The 24,263-nt window shown below is 37.0% G+C and carries 22 protein-coding genes, 1 rRNA gene and 1 pseudogene; 9 read left to right on the plus strand and 15 right to left on the minus strand.

Annotation, left to right across the window (positions count from 1 at the left end):
- The 4 genes from ACE199_RS17040 to gltC all read right to left on the minus strand — a co-directional run.
- Positions 1–94, minus strand: a 16S ribosomal RNA gene (locus ACE199_RS17040); the annotation flags it as partial.
- 464 nt (positions 95–558) lie between these two features.
- A complete protein-coding gene (locus ACE199_RS17045) occupies positions 559–1,752 on the minus strand; it encodes a class I SAM-dependent rRNA methyltransferase (RefSeq protein WP_375350899.1) in 1,194 nt (397 codons plus the stop codon).
- A gap of 129 nt (positions 1,753–1,881) precedes the next feature.
- Positions 1,882–2,904 carry a PTS sugar transporter subunit IIC gene (locus ACE199_RS17050; RefSeq protein WP_252287879.1) on the minus strand — a complete coding sequence of 341 codons (1,023 nt, stop codon included), beginning with the start codon at positions 2,902–2,904 and terminating at the stop codon, positions 1,882–1,884.
- 673 nt (positions 2,905–3,577) lie between these two features.
- Positions 3,578–4,480 (minus strand): glutamate biosynthesis transcriptional regulator GltC, encoded by a 903-nt coding sequence (gene gltC, locus ACE199_RS17055; protein ID WP_252292299.1) that lies wholly within the window; start codon positions 4,478–4,480, stop codon positions 3,578–3,580.
- 164 nt (positions 4,481–4,644) lie between these two features.
- On the opposite strand from gltC, the gene gdhA reads away from it, so the two are divergent.
- Together gdhA and ACE199_RS17065 are read left to right on the plus strand one after the other, a co-directional pair.
- Positions 4,645–6,027, plus strand: coding sequence for an NADP-specific glutamate dehydrogenase (gdhA, locus tag ACE199_RS17060; RefSeq protein WP_127762319.1), 1,383 nt, complete (start codon positions 4,645–4,647; stop codon positions 6,025–6,027).
- A 202-nt stretch (positions 6,028–6,229) separates the two neighbouring features.
- Positions 6,230–6,958 carry a DUF3784 domain-containing protein gene (locus tag ACE199_RS17065; RefSeq protein WP_375350900.1) on the plus strand — a complete coding sequence of 243 codons (729 nt, stop codon included), beginning with the start codon at positions 6,230–6,232 and terminating at the stop codon, positions 6,956–6,958.
- 110 nt (positions 6,959–7,068) lie between these two features.
- Here the strand turns inward: ACE199_RS17065 and rbsB are convergent, their stop codons facing one another.
- Genes rbsB through ACE199_RS17095 form a run of 6 tightly spaced genes read right to left on the minus strand, consistent with a single transcriptional unit; the run spans position 7,069 to position 12,716 of the window.
- On the minus strand, positions 7,069–7,989 hold the full coding sequence (gene rbsB, locus ACE199_RS17070) for a ribose ABC transporter substrate-binding protein RbsB (RefSeq protein WP_375350901.1): 921 nt from the start codon (positions 7,987–7,989) through the stop codon (positions 7,069–7,071).
- A 14-nt stretch (positions 7,990–8,003) separates the two neighbouring features.
- Positions 8,004–8,957: an ABC transporter permease gene (locus tag ACE199_RS17075; RefSeq protein WP_127762322.1), complete on the minus strand. Its 954-nt coding sequence runs from the start codon at positions 8,955–8,957 to the stop codon at positions 8,004–8,006.
- 1 nt (position 8,958) lies between these two features.
- A complete protein-coding gene (locus ACE199_RS17080) occupies positions 8,959–10,440 on the minus strand; it encodes a sugar ABC transporter ATP-binding protein (protein WP_375350902.1) in 1,482 nt (493 codons plus the stop codon).
- 18 nt (positions 10,441–10,458) lie between these two features.
- Entirely contained in the window at positions 10,459–10,851 is a 393-nt protein-coding gene (gene rbsD / locus ACE199_RS17085; protein ID WP_375350903.1) for a D-ribose pyranase, read from the minus strand.
- Entirely contained in the window at positions 10,848–11,732 is an 885-nt protein-coding gene (gene rbsK / locus ACE199_RS17090; protein WP_375350904.1) for a ribokinase, read from the minus strand. The genes rbsD and rbsK overlap by 4 nt, the downstream gene beginning before the upstream one ends.
- A 6-nt stretch (positions 11,733–11,738) precedes the next feature.
- Positions 11,739–12,716: a LacI family DNA-binding transcriptional regulator gene (locus tag ACE199_RS17095; RefSeq protein WP_375350905.1), complete on the minus strand. Its 978-nt coding sequence runs from the start codon at positions 12,714–12,716 to the stop codon at positions 11,739–11,741.
- 275 nt (positions 12,717–12,991) lie between these two features.
- Here ACE199_RS17095 and ACE199_RS17100 point away from each other — a divergent pair, with 275 nt between their 5' ends.
- On the plus strand, positions 12,992–14,443 hold the full coding sequence (locus ACE199_RS17100) for an alpha-amylase (protein ID WP_375350906.1): 1,452 nt from the start codon (positions 12,992–12,994) through the stop codon (positions 14,441–14,443).
- Between the two features lie 365 nt (positions 14,444–14,808).
- Here the strand turns inward: ACE199_RS17100 and ACE199_RS17105 are convergent, their stop codons facing one another.
- Positions 14,809–14,976: a helix-turn-helix domain-containing protein gene (locus ACE199_RS17105; RefSeq protein ID WP_375350907.1), complete on the minus strand. Its 168-nt coding sequence runs from the start codon at positions 14,974–14,976 to the stop codon at positions 14,809–14,811.
- Positions 14,977–15,090: 114 nt separating this feature from the next.
- Complete coding sequence (locus ACE199_RS17110; protein WP_375350908.1) at positions 15,091–15,717, minus strand: DUF305 domain-containing protein; 627 nt, start codon at positions 15,715–15,717, stop codon at positions 15,091–15,093.
- A 218-nt stretch (positions 15,718–15,935) separates the two neighbouring features.
- Between ACE199_RS17110 and ACE199_RS17115 the strand changes: the two genes are divergently transcribed.
- From ACE199_RS17115 to ACE199_RS17135, 5 genes are all read left to right on the plus strand, one after another.
- The gene (locus ACE199_RS17115) at positions 15,936–17,018 is read left to right on the plus strand and encodes a mechanosensitive ion channel family protein (protein ID WP_375350909.1); all 1,083 of its coding nucleotides are present in this window, start codon (positions 15,936–15,938) and stop codon (positions 17,016–17,018) included.
- 343 nt (positions 17,019–17,361) lie between these two features.
- Positions 17,362–17,898 carry a spermidine N1-acetyltransferase gene (gene speG, locus ACE199_RS17120; protein ID WP_375350910.1) on the plus strand — a complete coding sequence of 179 codons (537 nt, stop codon included), beginning with the start codon at positions 17,362–17,364 and terminating at the stop codon, positions 17,896–17,898.
- A 112-nt stretch (positions 17,899–18,010) separates the two neighbouring features.
- Positions 18,011–18,805 (plus strand): amino acid ABC transporter substrate-binding protein, encoded by a 795-nt coding sequence (locus ACE199_RS17125; protein WP_375350911.1) that lies wholly within the window; start codon positions 18,011–18,013, stop codon positions 18,803–18,805.
- Positions 18,806–18,877: 72 nt separating this feature from the next.
- A complete protein-coding gene (locus ACE199_RS17130) occupies positions 18,878–19,534 on the plus strand; it encodes an amino acid ABC transporter permease (RefSeq protein ID WP_252292342.1) in 657 nt (218 codons plus the stop codon).
- A 15-nt stretch (positions 19,535–19,549) separates the two neighbouring features.
- Positions 19,550–20,296, plus strand: coding sequence for an amino acid ABC transporter ATP-binding protein (locus tag ACE199_RS17135; RefSeq protein WP_375350912.1), 747 nt, complete (start codon positions 19,550–19,552; stop codon positions 20,294–20,296).
- 91 nt (positions 20,297–20,387) lie between these two features.
- On the opposite strand, the gene ACE199_RS17140 is transcribed toward ACE199_RS17135, so the two are convergent.
- Positions 20,388–20,873, minus strand: coding sequence for a PaaI family thioesterase (locus ACE199_RS17140; protein WP_127762335.1), 486 nt, complete (start codon positions 20,871–20,873; stop codon positions 20,388–20,390).
- Between the two features lie 151 nt (positions 20,874–21,024).
- Positions 21,025–22,074 (minus strand): NAD(P)/FAD-dependent oxidoreductase, encoded by a 1,050-nt coding sequence (locus ACE199_RS17145; protein WP_375350913.1) that lies wholly within the window; start codon positions 22,072–22,074, stop codon positions 21,025–21,027.
- A gap of 106 nt (positions 22,075–22,180) precedes the next feature.
- Between ACE199_RS17145 and ACE199_RS17150 the strand changes: the two are divergent.
- Positions 22,181–22,321 (plus strand): annotated as a pseudogene (locus ACE199_RS17150) (iron chelate uptake ABC transporter family permease subunit); the annotation flags it as partial.
- Between the two features lie 19 nt (positions 22,322–22,340).
- Here ACE199_RS17150 and htpG read toward each other — a convergent pair.
- Positions 22,341–24,221: a molecular chaperone HtpG gene (gene htpG, locus ACE199_RS17155; RefSeq protein WP_375350914.1), complete on the minus strand. Its 1,881-nt coding sequence runs from the start codon at positions 24,219–24,221 to the stop codon at positions 22,341–22,343.
- Positions 24,222–24,263 lie beyond the last annotated feature (42 nt).

Genomic DNA, 24,263 nt, shown 5'->3' on the forward strand with positions numbered 1-24,263 from the left:
TCTCAGGGAGCAAGCTCCCATTGATTCGCTCGACTTGCATGTATTAGGCACGCCGCCAGCGTTCGTCCTGAGCCAGGATCAAACTCTCCGATAGAATTTGACTTGCTCATGTTGCACTTTTTTTATAGTGTGTGCCCACTCAAAAAATTAACGTTGGCGCTTTGTTTTGTTCAGTTTTCAAAGAGCAATCTTTCAACTTTTTCATCTTAACACAAGAATGAATAGTTGTCAACTTCTACGAAGTTTTTCTGGTTTATTAAATCGCCTTCTCTCTTGGCGACTTCTTTATGATACTCTCCTCACATAATAAAGTCAACATCTTTTTTTAAAAAAATAAACTTACCTTTATTAAAGAAAAATATAAAGCTTATACAATTGATTGAAGCACTTTTTCATTGCATCTATATTATTGTTACTTCTTCAATAAATTAATCAAGATTCACAACGGAAAATAAAATGGCTCATACCATTTATCTTCTATAAAGAGTATCCCTGATTTAACTCTCAACATATATAAAAAGACATACATGCCCCCTATATCAGCATGTATGCCCCTTTTCACCCTTTTTGAATAAACACTACCTTCAAATAGTCGCCTTCTTTAAATTCAGAAATTGTTTTAAAATCCTCTGGTAAAGAAAACTCTTCAAGTATTCTATACCTTTCATTACTCTCACGAAAAGCTCCATCAATAAATTGCTTAAATTTCTTCATATCAAATGTACTACAATTAGTCGAAGCTACAATTATTCCATGATCTTCAGTAATTTGAATCGTTTCTTTTAATAAATTTTGATAATCCTTCGCTGCACTAAATGTAAATTTCTTTGATTTTGCAAAGCTCGGTGGATCAAGGATGACCATATCGAATCTTAAATTCTTTTTTATTGCATATTTAAAATAATGAAATACATCCATTACAACAATATTGTGTTTTTCAGGATCAATACCGTTTACACGAAACTGCTCCTCCGTTTTTGGTAAACTCCGATTGGCTAAATCCACACTTGTCGTTCTTGCCGCTCCGCCTAGTGCGGCAAATACAGAAAAAGCCCCTGTATAAGAGAACATATTGAGCACATGCTTCCCCTTTGCATATTGATCACGAATCGTACGACGTACATCCCGTTGATCAAGGAAAACCCCCACCATCGCTCCATCATTCAAATAGACAGCGAATTGAACGCCATTTTCTTTCACAAGTAATGGAAATTCCGGCTGCTCACCTAGAACAAAATCATCATCTTCCACATACTGCCCTTTCGTATCAAAGCGCTTTTTCTCATAAATTGACTTCACTTTAACAACTTGTTGTAACGCATTAATCACATACTCTTTAAATGTATAAATCCCTTTGCTATACCAGTTAATTACATAGTGACCGTCATAATAATCAATAATTATGCCGCCAATGCCATCTCCCTCTCCATTAAAGAAACGAAAGGCAGTCGTTTCAGGATTTTCAAAGAAAGCTTGGCGGTTCTGAAAGGCTTGACGAATTTTTTTCACAAAAAATTCGGTATTGATACTTTCATGTTCGCTTCGCGTTAGCAGCCAGCCATATCCTTTATTTTGCTTCCCAAAGTATCCTCTAGCAATAAAGTGATTACGCTCATCCACCAACCTAATAATGGCCCCTTCATCTTGAAGATCCTGACTATTTAAGATAGATTCCTTCATAATCAACGGATACCCTTTTTCATACTTAGGAACAAATTTTGCTTTTACTTGAATCTGCATCTCTATATTCATTGATTCCATCTCTTCTCTACTTTCTCGATTTATGTCCTTTCCCATTCTACCCTAAAATGAACAAAAACCTTCATATAGAATAAAAGCAGCTTGATGTTTTCCATCAAGCTGCTTTTATTCTTTTCTATTTTATCGTACTTCTAAATGTAATTCTCCCGCTTTTACTTTCCCCATCATTTTTAATAAACGATGAATAGAAAGTGTAATGATAATAGGCAATACCATACCAACTGCTACGTAAATTAAAAATGTTGTTAATCCTTGTGTTGTGACAATCGCAATCGGTGCAATCAATGAGCTTAATCCCATGCCAGCCAATTCATACGATACTTGAAAATCAAATAACATCGTGGCAATTGGTGCACAAACGATTGCAGCAATAAACGTCGGAATCACATAAAGCGGATTTTGAATTAAATTCGGAAACTGAACTTTCGGTGTAACAACTGATTGAGCTAAGAAACCGCCTAAATCATTATCTCTTAAAGACATAGCTGTAAAGCCTACAAATTGTACTGTACATCCAATTAACGCCGCTGCACTTGATACTGGATCCATCTGCAAAGCAATCGCTAGCGCAGCAGAGGATGCGGGGGTCATTAAAAGAATACTCCATACAAGAGAAATAACCATTGAACCGATTAACGGTGAACCTTCAACCCCCATTGTAATTTGACTACTTAACCAGTTTAAAAACGGTGTTACAACTAACGCTAAATAATAACCGGATACTCCCCCAACTAACACAGCTGCAAATGGAATTGCCATAATATCAAGGATTGTTTTACCCTCTAAACGTTTCCCAATATACGTTGCAATTAACGCTGCGATGACCGCACTAATTGGTTGTCCTGTGACAATCGTAAAAGCACCCTCAGCTGTTCGCTGAATCGCCGCGCCACCGACCGCACTAGAAGCCATTGCACTAAAGATTACTAATGAGTTACCGCCTAACTGATAGGCAACTCCAGCACCGATGGCTGGCCCTAATAGAACTTTCGCTGCGCCACCGATTGCCAAAAAGACATCCCATCCTAGATACTTACCAAATGATTCGAATAATAAACCAATCCCTAACGTGACCAATACCGCATTCGCAATTCCTGTCGAAGCTTTATACATTCGATCACTAACATATCCTCGTTCTTTCATCTTATTTCAACTCCCAGAATTTTCTGAATTTTCAAACCTATATAATCAAATAAAAACCCGTCCTTTTGGATGGGCGCTCGCTTTCACTTATTACTGCTTGAGCGCCTTCGTAAAACAATGACAAGCGGGACTCAAACAATTCCATGTTATGGTTGTTTCAGTCCTTTTAACATAATAAGAGAATAATAATATTAGTAGCTGTATGTGTATGATTACTCATTGAAATGTTCCCCTTCCATAATGTCTGTTGTTATAATATCACTAATATTCTGAAAATGTAAACAATAAATTCTATTCTGATAAAATAAAAACGCTTACATAACAAATATTAAACTGTTGATTTATAAACATTTTACAGAAAATCCTGCGTTTAACAATTGCTCGTCGATATATTTTGATATAATTATTAGTTTTCCTCAAAAATTACTCCAATATAATACAGGAAAAGCACTAACTTTTTTCAATGTTATCTTTATAGAACAATTCTCTAATCCATCCCTAAAAAAGAAAAGTCACTTTTAATCAAAAGGCTTTGTTATAGAAAACGGTTGATTTTTGGCTCCTGCTCGCTCTGGTCTCATAAAACGCGAGAGACCCCAATCGTTTTATCAACAATATTGTCTAAGACAACCAATCAAAAAAGAATCCATCTAAGATGAATTCTCCCCTAATGTTATTGAAACCCTTGTAATTGATTAAAGAAGTCCCTCATAAAATCATAAAAAAGTTGTTCCGTAGGCATCAAGCTTCGATCAGTTGGAATAATCACCCCTACAGAGCGCCTTACTTGAGGATCTTTAATTCGTAATTTCACCGTTGAGCGCGGCAAACTATCCACTAGTGTAATTTCTGGAATTAACGTTACGCCAAGTCCTGCTGCTACTAAACCTTTAATTGCATCAGTATCTTCTCCTTCAAAGGCAACGTTCGGTTCAAACCCGTGCTGACGACAAGCATCAATCACCACGTCTCTTAAAATAAATCCCGTTGGATACAATACAAAAGAATCATTTTGAAGTTCACTTAATTTTAAAGATGATTTCTGAGCTAAAGGATGATTTTCTGAAACAAGCGCCACCAGTTCTTCTGTGAAAAATATTTCACTTTCAATTTTTTTATCACTCGGTGGCGTTGGCCCAAGTAACGCCATACTTATATCACCTTTAATGACTGAATCAATTAAGTGAACATACGCACCTTGCTTTAATTTAAAACGAACATTTGGATATTGCTTTCGAAAGGCAGAAATTACATTAGGCAGTACATTCGCAGCTAAACTACTGGGGAAACCAATTCGAACAGTCCCCTTTTCTGGATCGAGACTTTCCGCTAATTCCCTTTTCGCCTCATTAATAACGCCAACGACTTGTTGCATATGATTTAAGAATGTTTTACCAATTGGTGTAAGTTTAATTGTACGACCTTCACGGAAAAATAAATGTACACCTAATTCAGCTTCTAAATTAAATATTTGTCTACTCACAGCAGATTGAGCAACATGTAAAGCCGCGGCTGCTTCCGTCATATGTTCTCGTTTTGCTACTTCTATGAAGTATTCAATCTGTCTTAGTTCCATATATGTAACCTCTTTCATCTTAAAACGGCATTTTATTTATCTAATATTCAGATTGTTATTATTAATTCTACACGATACGATACATATATCAAAAACATTAAATTAATAACTTTTGTTTACATTATATAATAACCAAATTATTAAATTAAGGGGAGACAGACAAAATGGCAACTATCCAAGAGACAAACCAACAAGAACTTCAAATTGCTAAAGATTATGTAAGCACTGTATACCAACAAGTAAAAGACAGAAATCCAAATGAAAGTGAATTTCACCAAGCTGTTAAAGAAATTTTCCTTTCATTAATTCCTGTTTTCGCTAAACAACCTAAATATATGGAAGCTGGTATTCTAGAGCGTATCGTTGAGCCAGAACGCATGATTACTTTCCGTGTTCCATGGACAGATGATCAAGGTAAAGTACATGTAAACCGTGGTTTCCGTGTACAATTCAACAGCGCAATCGGACCTTACAAAGGTGGATTACGTTTCCACCCATCCGTTAATGCAAGTATTATCAAATTCTTAGGATTTGAACAAATTTTCAAAAACTCATTAACTGGACAGCCAATCGGTGGCGGTAAAGGTGGATCCGATTTCGATCCTAAAGGTAAATCAGATGCAGAAATCATGCGTTTTTGTCAAAGCTTCATGTCTGAATTAGGTCGTCACATTGGTCAAGATACAGACGTACCTGCAGGTGATATCGGTGTTGGCGGTCGCGAAATCGGCTATATGTTCGGACAATACAAAAAAATGCGCGGTGCTTATGAAGCTGGTGTTTTAACAGGTAAAGGTCTTGGTTTCGGCGGAAGCTTAGCTCGTACAGAAGCAACTGGATACGGTACAGTTTACTTTATGCAAGAAATGTTAAAGGATAAAGGCTTACAATTCCACGGCAGCACAGTTGTTGTATCTGGATCAGGTAACGTGTCAATCTACGCAATCGAAAAAGCAACTCAACTAGGTGCAAAAGTAGTTGCATGTAGTGATTCCAACGGTTACATCTACGATAAAAACGGAATTAACCTTGATACAGTAAAACGCTTAAAAGAAGTAGAAAGAAAACGTTTAAGCGAATATGTAGATGCTCATCCTGAAGCGGAATATTATGAAGGCAGCACAGGTATTTGGTCTATCCCTTGTGATATCGCTCTTCCATGTGCAACTCAAAACGAGATTGATGAAGAATCGGCAAAATTACTTGTTAAAAACAACGTAAAAGCTGTTGGTGAAGGTGCGAATATGCCTTCAACACTTGAAGCAATCGATGTCTTCTTAAATAACGGAATCCTTTTCGGACCAGCAAAAGCAGCTAACGCTGGCGGTGTTGCAGTTTCTGCTCTTGAAATGGCTCAAAACAGTGCAAGAATTGCTTGGAGCTTTGAAGAAGTTGATGCAAAACTACACGCAATCATGGAAAATATCTATAAAAACAGCGTTGAAGCAGCTGAAGAATACGGCCAACCTGGTAACCTAGTAGTAGGTGCTAACATCGCCGGATTCCTTAAAGTAGCAGACGCTATGATGTTCCAAGGACTTGTTTAATTTCATATAACTTAGTTAAGACTGTCGAGATTTTCTCGGCAGTTTTTTTATTGATTTTGATCTATTTATAAAAGGCTTTTAGCTTGTTTCACATGAAACAAGCTAAAAGCCTTTTATAAACTGAACGGAATCTTTTATATGCAACATTTTATAAAATGAATGGTAATATAGGGAAAAGAAACATAAAAGGAGGTGCGCTATCATGTCAGGGCTTATGATTGTACACCTAGGGATAGCTTTCCTATTATTGCTGCTTGGCTGGAGTATTCGACAAAAAAAAGCATATTGGTTAATATCCGGCTTTAATAATCGCTCAGATGCAGAACAACAACAGCTAATTCAAAATGGCTATCCTCAAAAAACAGGCTCTTGGCTTCTGCTAACTGGAATGGGCTTGCTTATTTTACTGCCTTTATCCTTTACGTCTTTCCCTTATGCATTCGAAGTTCAATTTGGCTTTCTCCTTATTTTCACATTAAGCGGCAGCATTTATCTATCGAAATATGAGCTGCCAGCAAAGCGTAAGCGAAGCTATATTATTTATTCTACTCTCTTTGTCATTATAGTAGGGTTCGTTACCACGCTTTTTCTTATTGGAGAAAAAAAGAGTGAATTCATTTTAAAGGAGACATCATTTGAGATTACCGGTATGTCTGGGGATGAATGGTCTTACTCAGACATCACAGGAGTGAATTTACTAAATGAAATGCCTACAGTTACATCCAAGTTAAATGGCTTTGGCACCGAACGGGTTGCAAAGGGCTCTTTTAAAGTAGAGGGCTATAACCGCAGTATACTGTTTATTCATAAGGATGGGTCGACTCAAGTTCTACACATAGAAGTCGACGGAAAGAACATCTTCATTAATGGCGAGGATGCAGAGGAAACCAAAGCTTGGTATAAACAGCTACAGTCAGTTACATATAAATAAACCCACCTATCTATAAGGCTGTGTTCAATCAACAGCGTCATATAACAAAGTCTCAAAAAAAGCAGGATTCCTTAAAGAACGAACTTTAAGAAAGCCTGCTTTTTACTGTTTTATTCTTTTGTTACCAATTTCAATGGTACAGAAATCGTTTCTTCTACTTTTTCACCTTTAAGGATTTTTTCAGCAGCTGCGATTGCTTCTTCACCGATTAAAGCAGGTTGTTGCGCAACTGTTGCTGATAAGTCTCCTGCTTCAACAGCTTTTAGTGCATCTTCATTACCATCAAAACCAACAACAAGAATATCTTTACCTGTTGCTTTAATTGCTTCGATTGCACCTAAAGCCATTTCATCATTATGAGCAAATACACCTTGAATATCTTTATTTCCTTGAAGCATATTTTCCATTACATTAAGACCTTTTGTACGGTCAAATTCAGCTGTTTGGCTTGATAAAACATCTAGTTGCTTATCCGCAATATTATGGAAGCCCTCACCGCGTTCACGAGTAGCAGAAGCACCTGATACACCTTCTAATTCAACTACTTTTGCGTTTTCACCAAGTTGTTCTACGATATATTTAGCCGCTTGTTCTCCACCAGCTACATTATCAGAAGCGATAAATGTTACAACTTCTCCTTCATCTGCAGAACGGTCAACTGTAATAACCGGAATTCCTGCATCATTAGCTGATTGAACAGCTGAAGAAACCGCAGCTGAATCTGTAGGATTGATAATTAAAAGGTCTACTTTTTTCAGAATTAAGTCTTCAATTCCACTAACTTGTTTTGCTGTATCATCTTGAGCATCAACAACAGAAACTTTCATTCCTTTTTCTTTTGCTTTTGCTTCAATACCCTCTTTTAATGAAACAAAGAATGGGTTATTTAATGTTGAAATACTTACACCCACCGTTACATCTTCCATTGACTCTTTTGGCTCAGCCTTGTTGTTCTCTAGTTTAGACTCAGATGAGCAAGCTGCTAAAACCATGAGCGAAAGAACCATCAAAATTGAGAATAACTTCTTCATTGTATGCACCTCTTTTAAGATTTTTTACGATCTAATAAGACCGCAACTATGATAACTACACCTTTCACCACTTGTTGATAGAAAGATGAGACACCTAACAGGTTTAGACCATTATTCAGTGTACCGATAATTAGTACACCAATTAATGTACCGAATAAGCGACCTTTCCCGCCATTTAAGCTTGTACCGCCCAATACAACCGCAGCAATTGCATCCATTTCATATGCTTGACCAGCTGTAGGTTGTGCAGAATTTAAACGAGATGTTAAGATTGCTCCTGCCAAAGCGGCCATTGTTCCAGCAATCCCGTAAATCATAATTTTGACACGGTCTACTTTAATACCAGAAATTCGTGCCGCTTTCTCATTCCCACCAATTGCATATGTTTTTCTTCCGAAAGACATTTTATGAAGCAGGAACCATAATACGAAAAAGGCAATAATCATAATGACTACTGGAACAGGTATTCCAAAGAAGTACCCTCGACCAAGCATATGGAATAACTCTGAATCCCCTAATCCTGTAACGGGCTTACCTTCTGTATAAACGAGTGTTAAACCACGATAAATAGTCATCGTTGCAAGGGTTGCAATAAATGGTGCCATCTTTCCTTTTGTAATAAGCAATCCATTTAATACACCCATTAGTGTACCCAGTAAGACCCCAACTAATATAGCTAAAATTGGGTCCATCCCAGACACCATCATACCCGCCATTAATGCACTAGATAACGCTAAAATAGAACCAACAGATAAATCAATCCCACCTGTTAAGATAATAAAGGTCATCCCAAATGCAATGAGTGCATTAATCGATGTTTGACGCAATAAGTTCATAATATTTAAAGGTTCCAAAAAGGATGGATTTAACGCTGCGATGACAACAAATAAAAGCAGCAATGCGAATAGCGGTCCAAACTTTTGCCAAATCGATGTATTACCATCATTTAGTTTTCCTTGTGTACTCAACCTAGTTCCCTCCTGTCGCTAATGCCATAATTTTTTCTTGTGTTGCTTCTTGTCTAGCTAATTCACCAGCAATTTTCCCTTCATGAATAACCAAGATTCGATCACTCATTCCAAGAACTTCTGGAAGCTCGGAAGAAACCATAATAATCGCTAAGCCACGCTCTGTAAGTTCATTCATTAGTTCATAAATTTCTCGTTTCGCACCTACATCAATCCCTCTTGTTGGCTCATCCATAATTAATACTTTAGGAGACGTACCAATCCATTTGGCAATAACGACTTTTTGCTGATTTCCTCCAGATAAATTACCGATAATGGTTTCTGTTGAAGCTGTTTTTACGGACAGACGTTTCACCATCATCTCCACAAACTGCTTTTCTTCGTTTGCTTTCACGATACCATTTGGAGCAAAGCTTCCTAAATTCGGTAACCCTATATTTTCTCGAACTGAAAAGTCTAGAATAAGGCCTTCATCTTTACGATTTTCGGTAATAAAGGCTAGTCCCTGTTTTACCGCATCTATCGGTTGACGAATGCTTACTTTCTTTCCTTCAATGAAAACCTCACCGCTATCGGCCTGATCCACTCCAAAGAGAGCACGCATAATTTCTGTTCGACCTGCTCCCATCAACCCTGCAACACCAAGAATTTCTCCTCGACGTACAGACATATCGACATGGTTAAATACGCCTTTTCGACTTAACCCTTTAATCTCTAAAACCGTTTCACCTAGCTTTGCTTCACGATGCGGGAAACGATCTTCTAACTCACGGCCAACCATTTTCTTTACCACTTCTTCAAAGCTTGTCTCTGGAATAGGAGTCGTATCTACGGTTTGACCATCGCGCATTACGGTAATCCGATCACAGATTGCAAAGATTTCTTCCATTCTGTGTGAAATATAAACAAGTGAGACACCTTTAGCTGTAAGCTCTTTCATGATTTCAAACAGCTTCTCAATCTCTCGATCCGTCAAAGCGGCCGTTGGCTCATCCATAATAATGACTTCTGCATCCGTCATCAACGCTTTCGCAATCTCAATCATTTGCTGTTCTCCAACAGAACAAAGACCTGCCTCTTTATCAAATGGAAGCGAAATATTTAACGTCTTAAAAATGTCACTCGCGATTTTTTGCATTTCTTTTGTTTTTAAAACACCAAATGCATTTGTAAGCTCACGACCAATAAATAAGTTTTCTAAAACAGTCATTTCTGGCCAAATATTTAATTCTTGGCGAATGAAGGCTAATCCTGAACGCTCAGCTTCAAGCGAGTTTTTAAACACCGTCTCTACGCCATTAATCTTAATCGTTCCTTTATCTTGTTTATGAAGGCCGGTTAAGATATTCATCAAGGTTGATTTTCCAGCACCATTTTCACCCATAAGTGCATGGACCTCACCTGGTTCTAGATCAAAGTCCACACCTTCTAGCACCTTATTTTGACCAAACGCTTTATAAATATCGCGCATCTCGATTTTCATCTTCTGCACCTCGTTTCATTAAAAAAATACACCAGACTGTAAGATACAATTGGAATAAGGTGTTATTTCTCCTGTGCGAATAACTACCTTCGCCTTTTTCGTCAGCTCTTTAAATTCTTCATGTGACACATAGACCACATTGCCTTGAAATTGTTGTTCGATAAACTGATGCTGCGCAGGATTCTGTTCCTTCACTTCTTCAGCTGCAATCGTTTGCTCTACGACCATATCTTCGTGTACAAGGCGAACTACTTCTTGAAAAGTAGGCGTGCCTGCTTTTAACGCTAAATCAATTTTCGGTACATGAGAAGGAACAGGTAATCCGGCATCGCCAATCACGATATAATCAGTATGTCCTAAATCAACTAGAACCTTTGCAATAGCACTGTTTAATATGCCGTGACGTTTCATCCATTCAAGCTCCCTTCCACTTCGGCTCTTGTCGGCATACCGCCTTGAGCGCCGAACTTTGTTACGGAAAGTGAAGCTGCTCGATTCGCAAATCTTACGCTTTCTTCATAACTCTTTCCTTCTGCAACAGCTACCGCAAACGCACCATTAAACGTATCTCCGGCTCCCGTTGTATCTATCGCTTCCACGATAAAGCTAGAAATAACCCTCTCTTCATTTCCATCAAAATAGCGAACGCCATTCTTTCCTTCTGTAATGAAAATTTTATTAGGATATCTTTTAAGTACGTCAGCACGATTTTCCCCTTCAAATAAAAGTACAAATTCATGCTCATTTGGTGTAATATAAGTGGATTGTTCAATAACAACCTCACTGATTTTACGCGCAGGAGCTGGATTTAGCAATAATTTTTTACCTAGCTTTGTACAAAGTTCCGCTAAATAAACAACGGTTTCTTCTGGAATCTCTTGTTGTACTAAAATAATATCTGCACGTTCAATAGCTGGCTGAGCTTGTTGAACAAATTGTGGAGTAACAGAATCATTTGCCCCTTTTACGACAATAATACTGTTGTCTCCTTCTGCAAGCGTAATGTGAGCTGTACCTGATGCAATACCTGTAACCGGTTCCACATACGTTATATCAATACCGTTGTCTCGTAAATTATTTTTAATCGCTTGTCCGTAAACATCATCTCCTACACAAGCAATCATACTAACCTCTGCTCCTAAACGCGCCGCTGCAACAGCTTGGTTAGCTCCTTTTCCGCCAGGGACCGTTCTAAATGAATCACCTAGAACAGTTTCTCCTGCGATAGGACGTTTATTTGCTGTCACGACTAAATCTATGGCCACACTTCCGACAACTGCTATTTTCACCATCGTTGATTACTCCACCTCTCTTGTTGTTTCTCTTTCTATAAATGACACAGGAAATACGGTGTGTATCTCTTCTAGTTTTTCCTGATTAATTTTTTTAATTAAAATTTCTGCAGCCTTGGCTCCCATTTCATAGGCTGGCTGTTGAATAGTGGACAACGCGGGATGCAATAAAGCTGTAAATGAAACATCATCATAGCCAATCACTTGAATGTCCTCCGGCACGCGTTTTCCCATTGCTAAAGCTTCCTGCAAAATGGTTGCCGCCACAATGTCATTACAAGCGATAATGCCATCTGTCTCCGGATATTTCACCAATACTTCTTTAGCACACTTTCTTGCTCCTTGATAAGAGAGTGTGGAATCTAAAATATGAACTTTCACATCAGCATCTTCCAGCACACTTAATGCTGATAAATATCGCTCATAGACCGTTTTAATTTCAACAGGCCCTCTAATAATCGTGATTTCTTTTGCACCTCGTGCTAGTAATATCTCTGCAGCAAGTCTACCACCTTGTTGTTGATCGGCATACACAGCTGGCAAATGTCCTGCTGTACGGTCAAGTAATACAGCTGGAATCGTTAAATTATCAAATATCGTATGATCTTGTTCATTAGTCGATATAATCAAGCCAACGACATTGTTTTGCAAAAAGGTATCTAGATACTCTCTTTCCTTTTTTCTATTTTCATCACTATTGCCGAAAATGAGACGATATCCTTCCCGTTGTAAATAATCTTCAATTCCCCTTGCCATTTCGGGGAAAAACGGATTTGTAATATCAGGTAGAATCAAGCCGATTAGTTTTGATTTTCGTTTATATAAAGACCTCGCTACTTCATTCGGTTTGTACTGCAGTTTTTTAACAGCTGCAATTACAGCCTTTCTTGTATCTTCATGAGCATAGCCACTGCCATTTATCACGCGTGAAACTGTTGCAACAGATACGCCAGCTTCCTTTGCTACATCCCGAATTGTTGCCAAATCTCTCACCTCAATCTTGAAAATGTGTAACCGTTTCCACATTATTTAAAGATAGCATGATTTATTTTAGATATCAATAACTCTTTTTATACATTACTTGTGAACTTAAATCATCATCAAGGAGATAAAAAGCAGAACTACTATTTATATGAAGATAATGGTGTATTTTTCATATAAAAGTGTGAAAAAGGGAACAATCGCTTTTTACTAATCAGACAATATCTAGTATGATAATTACAAAAATATACAAAAATAGATAAAAAGGAGGGAAATGAATGAAAAGAAACGATACCATGATGCAATTTTTTGAATGGCATGTACCAGCAGATGGCTGTCATTGGCAAAGATTAAAGCATGCTGCACCTCAGTTAAAAGCAGTCGGCATTAACGCCATTTGGCTGCCGCCTGTTTCAAAAGGGCAATCAGCAAACGACAATGGGTACGGGATATATGACGGCTATGACCTTGGGGAATTTAATCAAAAAGGCACTGTTCGTACTAAATACGGGACAAAGCAAGAGCTCCTTGAAGCAATTGAAGTTTGCCGCCATGAGGAAATTCGTGTGTATATCGATATCGTCATGAACCATAGAGCAGGGGCAGATGAAACAGAACTATTCGATGTTGTCGAAGTGGATCCAGAAAACCGAATGAATGAACTATCGAAGCCATTTGAAATAGAAGGATGGACGAAATTTACGTTCCCAGGTAGAAATCAACAATACTCCTCATTTACATGGAATGCCCATCATTTCAACGGAACAGATTACGATGAGAGAACTAAAAAGATCGGAATTTACCGCTTGCTAGGTGAACATAAAGGATGGAGTAAGAATGTTATCGATGAATTAGGCAACTATGATTATCTCATGTTTGCAAATATTGATTATGATATCCTTGAAGTACGTCATGAAATGATTTCATGGGCAAAGTGGGTCATCGATACATTGAAATGCGACGGCTTTCGCTTAGATGCTGTTAAACATATTAATAGCGACTTTATGAATGAATGGTTACAGGCAGTCCATTCTTATACACGTAAACGCTTTTATATCGTAGGAGAGTTTTGGCAAGCAGATGCTCATGTACTTCAACACTATTTAAAGCAAACAAACTATCAATTGAACTTATTTGATGTCGCTCTTCATTATAAATTTTATGATGCCGCCAAAGCTGGCACCGACTTCGATTTACGAACTATTTTTCATCAAACCCTCGTTCAATCACACCCTTCACATGCTGTTACATTTGTTGATAATCACGACTCCCAACCTTATGAATCACTTGAATCTTGGGTACTAGATTGGTTTAAACCACTAGCCTATGCCCTTATTTTGCTAAGACGCTCTGGCCGCCCTTGCGTATTTTTCGGTGACTATTATGGCATTCGTGGCCCTGTACCAGTCCAAGGCAAACAAGAGATGCTCGACTCTTTATTATATGCACGTTATGAAAAAGCATATGGAAAACAAAAAGACTACTTTGATAATCCCCATGCTATTGGCTGGGTTCGATTTGGAAAGCCTTCGATTCAAAAGTCTGGATGTGCTGTTATCCTTTCTAATGACAAAGCTACCGAAAAGCGCATGTTTGTCGGTAAACAGCGCGCTGGAGAAGTGTGGGTCGACCTCACAGAAGCTCACCCTGCAAAAATCACGATTGAAAAAGATGGATTCGCTACCTTCCCTGTTCAAGCAAAAGGCGTGTCTGTTTGGGCTTTAAAATAGAATTAGTAAAACTAAAGGGCATGAGTCCAGTGCAATACCAAAATCATGCCCAAACGGTTGCCTAACATTCGTGTCTAACCTTTTTGGCTCACTTCATAATAGCAAATTTTGTTTGCTTCTCCTGAAGGCTTCTTTTTAAATCAGCATAACAGTGGCTATTAATCTCGTAATATTGTTGAGATGTCAAATTAAGTTGCTGTTGACTCATAATTTTTGAAAGTAGTTCTCCGCAATATAATGACTAACATAAAATGGAAATACTTACTCATAATAGTCGGCTTTCTTCATCTTTTCTGACGCTTCATCAACAAGATTCATAATTTCCCTCGCATAGTGCAGTAAAATTTCACCTTGCTTCGTTAACTCTACTTTTTTCCAGAACGATGAAATAGCTTAGAATCAAAATTCTCTTCTAATTTATTTATATGATGACTAATTGTAGGCTGAGAACAATACAATCGTCGAGCAGCTTCCGTAAAAGAATGACATTCAGCTAAAACAATAAAGGACTCCATTTTCTCTAATGTATTCATCTCTACTCCCCTTCTCATAAAGATAAACTTAAATACGATAATGATAATCATTATCATATTTAAGTTTATCAGCCATTGCTTTTATTGTCTATTTTTATAGAACACCATTCTCTATTACTCAATGATCTTCATTACTCTTTGCATCTGTATAAGTTGTGTTTTTTGGTCAACAAGCATCGTTCTTGCAATACGTCTCAAGTCCCCACTGTTGGTAAATTGTAAAATTGTAATCTCCATTTCAACCGTTCCTTCATGAAGCGAAATCATTTCTTCTAAAAAATGTTGGTTAATATCCCCTTTAGTTTTAGCCCTTTCCATTTTCTCAATCATTTGTTGAAACGAATCTTTATATACTTCCAAATAAGCTTCTTCCTTTTCTAACTCTATATGGGGATGTTCTTTCATTTCCTCTAAAAGTACCTTCATTTTATCTAATTCAATAAGTTGATTATGGACTATCTTTTTGGCAATCCGTTTCACTTCTGAATGGTCACTAAACCTCATGATATTTTCACACATAGCAATGGACGCTTCATGAAGCGGAATCATTTCATACAAGAAATCAAGTGTTGCATCACCAGTGTTTGGAACATCCTCTACCTTCGTTTTCATCATTTGTAAGGCAATACGATAATAATCGAAGTACGCTTCTTCCTTTGAACTCATTTTTGCATCAACACTATCTATTAATGCAATCCAAACTATAAGTCCAATCCATAAATGCTTGGTCCACCCTCTCATCTAAGCCCCCCTTATCATTAACTCCATTTTATTATGAAAGAAAAAGATTGGGTTTATACTGAACAAAATGCAAAAGGAAACACGCCGCTGTTACTTGTACAAATTTTACACGTGTGAAAAGCCTGAGATAGGAATAGATTAAAATTATTCCCGCCAAACGATACGATTTTATATAATGAAAGAACAAAGAAGCGATTCAATGTAGAGGAGAAAGTAATATGGCCTTAAATTATGATATCGACAAATTAACGAACCTTGGGATTTCCATCGGGATTCTACTCTTATTTTTGTTGTTAAGAAAGATATTTACTACATATATCTTTAAATTCATTTTAAAAATCAGCAAAAAATCGCCGACCAATTTCTTTACACATATTTTTAATTCTTTTGAACAGCCGATTCGTTGGTTATTCATCATAATTGGTGTATATGTAGCACTTCGTTACTTCCCTTATTTAGACCAAAAAGATCCATTGTTCTTAAAGTTCTTTCGTGCCAGCGTAATTTTTATTATTAGCTGGGGATTATATAATATGTCTTCTGCTTCATCAGTCTTATTTGAAAAGATAAGAGACCGCTTTGATATTAATATGGACCAAATCCTTATCCCATTTTTATCAAAGGGTTTACGTTTTATCATTATCGCGATTAGTTTCAGTATTATTGCCCAAGAGTTTAATTATGACGTAAACGGGTTTGTAGCAGGATTAGGACTGGGCGGTCTTGCTTTTGCCTTAGCTGCAAAAGACGCTATTGCCAATTTCTTCGGCGGGATTGTCATTATTATCGAAAAACCTTTTTCGATCGGGGATTGGATTCAAACAGCAAGTGTAGAAGGAATTGTTGAAGATATCACATTTCGAAGTACTTCTATAAGAGCGTTCTCCCAAGCCGTAGTAACCGTGCCAAATGCAGCACTATCCAATGAGGTCATTACCAACTGGAGCAAGATGGGGAAAAGAAGTGTTACCTTTAGACCTGAGTTGAAATACGATACTCCAAGACATAAAGTGAAAAATGTATTAGAAAAAATAGAATTTGAATTACGTAATCATCCAGGCGTTCACCAAGAAACTATTTTAGTTAAGTTGGAGCAGCTACATATAAGCGGCCTTATGATTTACATTAACTTCTTTACGAATTCGACACAACTTGCAGACTATTTAACAGTAAAAGAAGACATCAACTATGCCATTATGGAAATTCTTGAAGAAGAACAGGTATCGCTTGCCTTCCCTACTAGTACAATTATTGTGGAACAAGATAAAACGGCACAGACGAGTCAGGTGTCAAACTCATAATAAACAGGCCCAATAATAAATAGGGCCTGTTTATTCTATATAAAGCCCATTTGATTTTCTGACATCTCTCATACGAACAGGAGCCAAAAATCAACAGTGTATTCAAATAAACATTGTTCTATCAGTTTAACAAGTTGAACAGGTATAGTTTTCATCGAGACTGCTTCTTATAATTTGATGTATCAATATTTGCAACCCTTTTTCTTTGGTAGTAAAATTATTCCATACATCCATATAAAACTTGTACTATAAGCATGATAATTAAGGAAAAACGAATAATAAAAGAGCAATATATACAAAATTTATTCGATAAGAACTATGCGTACATTGGAGGGGATAAACAATGACTAATCACGAGGAAGTACGATTAAGACCATTAGAAAGAGAAGATTTGAAATTTGTCCATAAACTGAATAATAATGCTAAAATTATGTCTTATTGGTTTGAGGAACCGTATGAAGCCTTTGTTGAATTACAGGACTTATTCGATAAACATATCCATAATCAAGGGGAACGCCGCTTTATCCTTCAACAAGGAACGGAAATTCTAGGTCTAGTCGAGCTAGTAGAAATTGATTACATCCATCGCAGAGCTGAATTCCAAATTATTATTGATCCGAAATACCAAGGTTATGGACATTCATTAACCGCGACTCGTTTAGCGATGAATTATGCTTTTTTTATTTTAAATTTACATAAGCTATATTTGATTGTTGATAAAACAAATGAAATAGCCATTCATGTTTACCAAAAAGCCGGCTTTCAAATCGAAGGCGAATTACAGGATGAATTCTTTGTTGCTGGTAAATATCATGATGCATTAAGAATGTGCATCTTCCAAGAACAATATATCGAAATGAAGGAGAGCGAAAATTCCTAAAATTAAGAACATAATATTGTGGGTACTGCTCCCCCTGAAATTATGGTATCATAATAATATGGTAACGTACTAAAGGAATATTATAATATAGACAAAGGAGAATTTCTTCAAAATGAAACGTATAGCAACTATGATTTTGACTTTAGTAGCTATGTTCTCCATCCTTACGGCTTGCGGTACAGCGGAGGATAAAGGAACAGATCAAACTAAAGATCAAAAAGATACTTTAGTTATCGGGATTGACGATCAATTTGCTCCAATGGGCTTCCGAGATGAAAATAATGAAATCGTTGGCTTCGACATTGATTATGCTAAAGCTGCTGCTGAAAAAATGGGCATGACAGCTGAATTCCAGCCAATCGATTGGAAAACAAAGGAATCCGAACTAAGCAGTGGACGAATTGACCTTATTTGGAACGGATATACGATTACAGATGAACGCAAAGAAAAAGTTCTTTTCACAAAACCATACTTAGAAAATGCACAGGTTGTTGTGACTTTAACCGATTCAAAGCTAAAAAAACTGGATGATCTATCAGGCAAAGTTGTAGGTATTCAAGCTCTTTCTTCTGCATCTGATGCCCTAAATGCTAATCCAATTAAATCAAAAATCAAAACAGTAACAGAGTTTAAAGATAATGTACTTGCACTAAGTGATTTAAAGACAGGCCGTATAGATGCAGTCGTTATTGATGAGGTTGTTATTAATTATTATATGTCTAAAGAAAAAGATACATTTAAACTACTTGACGAATCGCTTGCACCGGAACAATATGGTGTAGGTGTGAAAAAAGGAAATGAAGAATTATTAGAAAAGCTTCAAAAAGCACTTGATGAGATGAATGAAGATGGTACAGCTGCTAAAATCTCAGAAAAGTGGTTTGGCGAAGATAAAGTATTAAAGTAAACAGACTGAACAAATTATGACAAAAACAGGATTTCCTCTGGAAACCCTGTTTTGTTTTGGAGGAATCCTTTCATGGCCGATTATTTCAATACAATGATTATGCCTATGCTGGAAGGGGCACAGATGACGATTCTCTTATTTTTGATCGCTATCGCTGTCTCCATTCCACTAGGCTTTCTACTCACATTAGCTGTAAATAGCCGTTTTAAACCATTATCCTGGCTTGCGCAAACCTATATTTACTTAATGCGCGGTACACCGCTGTTACTGCAATTATTGTTAATTTGTTTTGGTCTGCCGCTTATTCCTGTAATCGGGGAATATCTAATTTTGGATCGCTTCGTTGCGGCTTGTTTAGGTTTTATTTTAAACTATGCAGCGTATTTTGCTGAAATCTTCCGCGGCGGCCTTCTCTCTATTGATAAAGGCCAGTATGAAGCTGCTAAAGTACTCGGTTTAAATAAATGGCAAACGACGACACGGATTATCTTACCGCAAATGTTCCGTATCGCCCTTCCTTCTGTTTCGAATGAATCGATTACGCTAGTTAAGGATACGGCTCTTCTCTATGCTGTTGCCGTACCGGAATTATTACACTTTGCTCAGACTGCTGTAAACCGCGACTTTACAATCGTGCCATTCTTTATCGCGGGTATAATCTATCTCTTAATTACGCTCGTCTTAACGATGTTCTTTAAATGGCTCGAAAAACGATTCAAATTCGAATAAAAAGGAGTGGCGAATATGGCTATCATTGAAGTATCCAATCTCAAAAAATCATACGGCAAATTAGATGTACTCAAACAGATTACTTTTGATGTAAATAAAAATGATGTAGTGGCCGTAATCGGTCCCTCTGGTTCTGGTAAAAGTACGATGCTCCGCAGTCTCATTCATCTTGAAGAAATTAACGGCGGCAGCATTCGTGTAACAGACGACTATTTAGTGAAAAACGGCGTTTATTCAAAAGCGCAGGAAGTTAAAAAAATTACTTCCAAAATGGGTATGGTCTTTCAGCATTTCAATCTCTTCCCGCATCTTACGGTAAAAGAAAATTTAGAGATTGCGCCTAAAATGTTAAAAACAGAATCCATATCAGCCATTCAACAACGAAGCGCTGAGCTCCTCAAGAAAATTGGACTATCTGATCGAGCAACAGCATACCCGGCCAATCTCTCTGGTGGACAAAAACAACGAGTAGCCATTGCCCGAGCACTGATGATGAATCCCGAAATTTTGCTGTTTGACGAGCCTACCTCTGCTTTGGATCCCGAATTAACAGGGGAAGTTTTACAGGTTATGAAGGACCTTGCGGAAGAACAAATGACGATGATTGTCGTAACACATGAAATGGGCTTTGCCAAGGAAGTAGCCAATCGAGTCATGTTCATGGATAATGGAGAGATTATCGAATCTGGGCATCCAGAAGAGTTATTTAACAATCCGCAATTTGAGCGAACAAAAGCATTCTTAAATCGCAACTTAAAGTAAGAATTAATACTTTTTCATATAATAAGAATGGCAGGGGGCACACACCCTGCCGTTCTTATTAAAAGTATGTTGAAAACGCTTACTTAGTTCTTTATTTTTGTGTGAAAGTGGCTGGCATTACAACAGCAATCACTTCTCCACGTGCACAAAGTGTATCATTTGCAAATACTTCTGTTTCCACTTTCCATTTCTTCGGATGAATCTCTGTCACTTTCCCAACCGCTCTTAACGGAACATGTTGTGGGGTTGGTTTCATAAATTCTACATTTAATGCAGCCGTTACAAACCGTGGTGGCGGTACGATTCCATCTCCTAGTTCATGTCCATTTTTACGATGCAAGGCTAATGAAGCTGAACCTGTTCCATGACAATCAATGAACGAAGCAATCAAACCTCCATAAACAAATCCCGGAATTGCTGTATGTTCCGGCTTCGGTATGTAAATAGTTAGCGTATTTTCCCCTTCCCAGCCAGTTCGAAAATGATGACCCTCTTTATTTAATCTTCCACACCCATAACACCAAGCAAAATCATCTGGATATTCATCTTGAATAGCCTTTACCAATGTTTCCTCCATAATCTCTCCCCCTTTTAGACTATAGTATAACATATCAAATTCTATATTTTTACATAATAACCATTAATTTTACAAAAAAGACGAAACTTTAATGCTAGATAACTCTCTATCATTAAAGTTTCGTCCTTCTTTTGAATACCTTACGATTCTACTACTTCATCATTTTTTGAACTAACTCTCGATTTCGCTTTTTAAAAACTTCATTATGCGAAGAGACCATTCCAGCATGACTAGCATCAGGTTGAATGAATTGCTTTGCTCTATTTACAGCATTTGCGGCATCTTGAAAAGCACCCGCTATTAGATGGACTTTTCCATCATGCTTTAAAATGTCCCCTGCCGCATACAATCCTTCCACTGAAGATTCGCTAGATGCATTCCCTTCAATATAGTAATCATCCACTAGTTTGATATCCAGTTTACTGTTTTCAAGTAACGTTTTATCCTGTTCATATCCATGATTAATGATGACCTCATCGATCGACACATACGTAACCTCTTCTGTTTCATGATTCGTTAATTGCACCCGTTCAATTGTCTCATGACTAGAATCAGCGATTAGTTTTGTAATAGACGTATTCAGAAAACAAACAGCCGAACTATTCATTAATTGTGTGACTTGCGCTTCATGTCCTGCTAAAACATCCTTTCGATACGTCAAATATACCTTTTTCGCAATAGGCTCTAATTCATTGGCCCAATCGATTGCCGAGTTTCCCCCGCCTGAAATAATGACTGTCTTATCCTTGAAACGCTTTAAAGACTTTACTGTGTAATTTAAATTAGATACTTCAAATCTCTCAGCACCTTCTATTGCTAGCCTTTGTGGATTTAAAATTCCTCCCCCAACGGCCATAATAACCGTTTTCGAAAAGTGCTTTCTTCCAGATGCAGCATGTAAAATAAAAATCCCGTCTTCATTACGTGTAATGGATTCTACTTTCTCATTTAACACGACTTCCGGATGAAACGTTAGTCCTTGCTCTACAAGTTGCTCTATTAATTTTGCTCCAGGAACAGGAGTAATTCCTCCAACATCCCAAATCATTTTTTCTGGATATACATGAATTTTCCCACCTAGTTGTGGTTGGTATTCTATAAGCTTTGTTTTCATTTCTCGAAGTCCGCTATAAAAAGTGGAGTAAAGACCTGCTGGTCCTCCCCCAATCACCGTCACATCAAATAATTCGAATTGTTCCATTTCCGTTCACTCCTTGGTAATCAAACATAAAATGATTATCATTCTCATTTAAATATACCCCTTTTCCCTTGTTTTTACAACCAGAAAATTATTGACCAAAAACCAAATCGCACTTGCCAATATAATTGGACGGAATGTAGTCGAACCTGACGGAATTCCAGTAGGCATTATCGTTGCCTTAATTGGTGCCCCTTATTTTATGTATTTGTTATTAAAAAATAAACGAAACAGAGACTGTCTTACTTAGACAGTCTCTGTTTCGTTTATTACACCATTAGCTTACACAAATCATTTGTAAATTCTAACGGATCTTGAATTGGTAAACCTTCTATTAACAGTGCTTGATTATATAAGAGATTTGTATATAATCGAACCTTTTCTTTATCATCCTGTTCGAAGGCTGATTTGAGTGAATGCCAAATCTCATGGTTTACGTTAATTTCTAAAATTTTATCTGCTTTAACCTGTTGGTTATTCGGCATCATATTCAGTACTTTTTCCATTTCAATCGACAATTCGCCATTAGCTGATAAACAGACTGGATGGGTTTTTAATCGTTTAGATACTTTCACATCTGTTACTTTTTCCGATAATACCTCTTTCATCAAGTCAAAGAGCTCTTTATTTTCCTTCTCCTCTGCTTCATGCTTATTATCGTTTTCTTCTTCAATTCCTAAATCACCGCTGGATACGGATTTAAACTCTTTCTCTTTATAGTTCAGCAACATTTTAATCGCAAATTCATCCACATCATCTGTAAAGTACAAAATTTCATATCCTTTATCAGCAACTAGCTCGGTTTGCGGCATTTTTTCAATTCGTTCGTTTGTTTCACCTGTTGCATAATAAATATACTTTTGATCCTCAGGCATTCTTGATACGTATTCATCTAGCGTTACTAATTTCTTCTCTTTTGATGAGTAGAACATCAATAAATCTTGTAAAACGTCTTTTTCTTGTCCGAAATTATTATACACACCAAATTTTAATTGTCTGCCAAATGATTGATAAAATGCTTCATATTTTTCACGGTCATGTTTTAATAAACTTTCTAGTTCCTTCTTAATTTTCGTTTTAATATTTTTAGCGATGAACTTTAATTGTTTATCTTGCTGCAAAATTTCCCGGGATATATTAAGCGATAAGTCTTCTGAATCAACCATCCCTTTTACAAAGCTAAAATAGTCTGGAAGTAAATCCGGACATTTTTCCATAATTAACACACCGTTAGAATATAGCTCTAATCCCTTTTCAAACTCTTTTGAATAATAATCAAAAGGAATGTTTTCAGGGATAAATAAAATCGCATTATATCTTACCGTACCATCAACTTTTACATGGATATGCTTAATTGGTTTATCAAAGCCGTACCGTTTTTCTTGATAAAAGTTTTCGTAATCCTCAGCAGTCAGTTCATTTTTATTCTTTCGCCAAATAGGAACCATACTATTAATTGTTTGTTCTTCTTGATAATCCTCGTATTCATCTTCGCTACCTTCTTTTAATCTTCGGCTAGTAACATCCATTTTAATTGGATAGTGGATAAAATCAGAGTACTTTTTAATAATTCCCTTCAGACGATACTCTTCTAAATACTCCTCATACTTCTCATCTTCGGTATTCTCTTTAATGGTTAAAATAATCTCTGTGCCGACTGTTTCTTTCTCGCATGGCTCAATTTTATAGCCATCAGCCCCTTCGGACTCCCACTTATATGCTTCATCGCTGCCTAAAGCCTTACTGATGACCGTTACAACATCTGCAACCATAAAAGCGGAATAAAATCCTACACCAAATTGACCGATAATATCGTGGCCATCTTTTAATTCATTTTCACTTTTAAAAGCTAGAGATCCACTCTTTGCAATGGTTCCAAGATGCTGCTCAAGTTCTTCTTTGGTCATCCCAATTCCAGTATCGGTAATTGTCAATGTCCGGCCTTCTTTATCCGCCGAGACCTTTATATAGTAACTATCTTTATCAAACGTTAATGTATCATCTGTTAATGCTTTGTAATAAATTTTATCGATTGCATCACTAGCATTCGAAATCAACTCTCGTAAGAAGATCTCTTTTTGAGAATAAATGGAGTGAATCATCATATCTAATAATCTTTTAGATTCTGCTTTAAACTGCTTTTTTGCCATATTAAAGGGTCTCCTTTCATAATCAAAGTAACTTAACATCCA

Source organism: Peribacillus sp. Hz7 (assembly GCF_042136355.1).
In the GTDB taxonomy this organism is placed as follows: domain Bacteria; phylum Bacillota; class Bacilli; order Bacillales; family DSM-1321; genus Peribacillus; species Peribacillus asahii_A.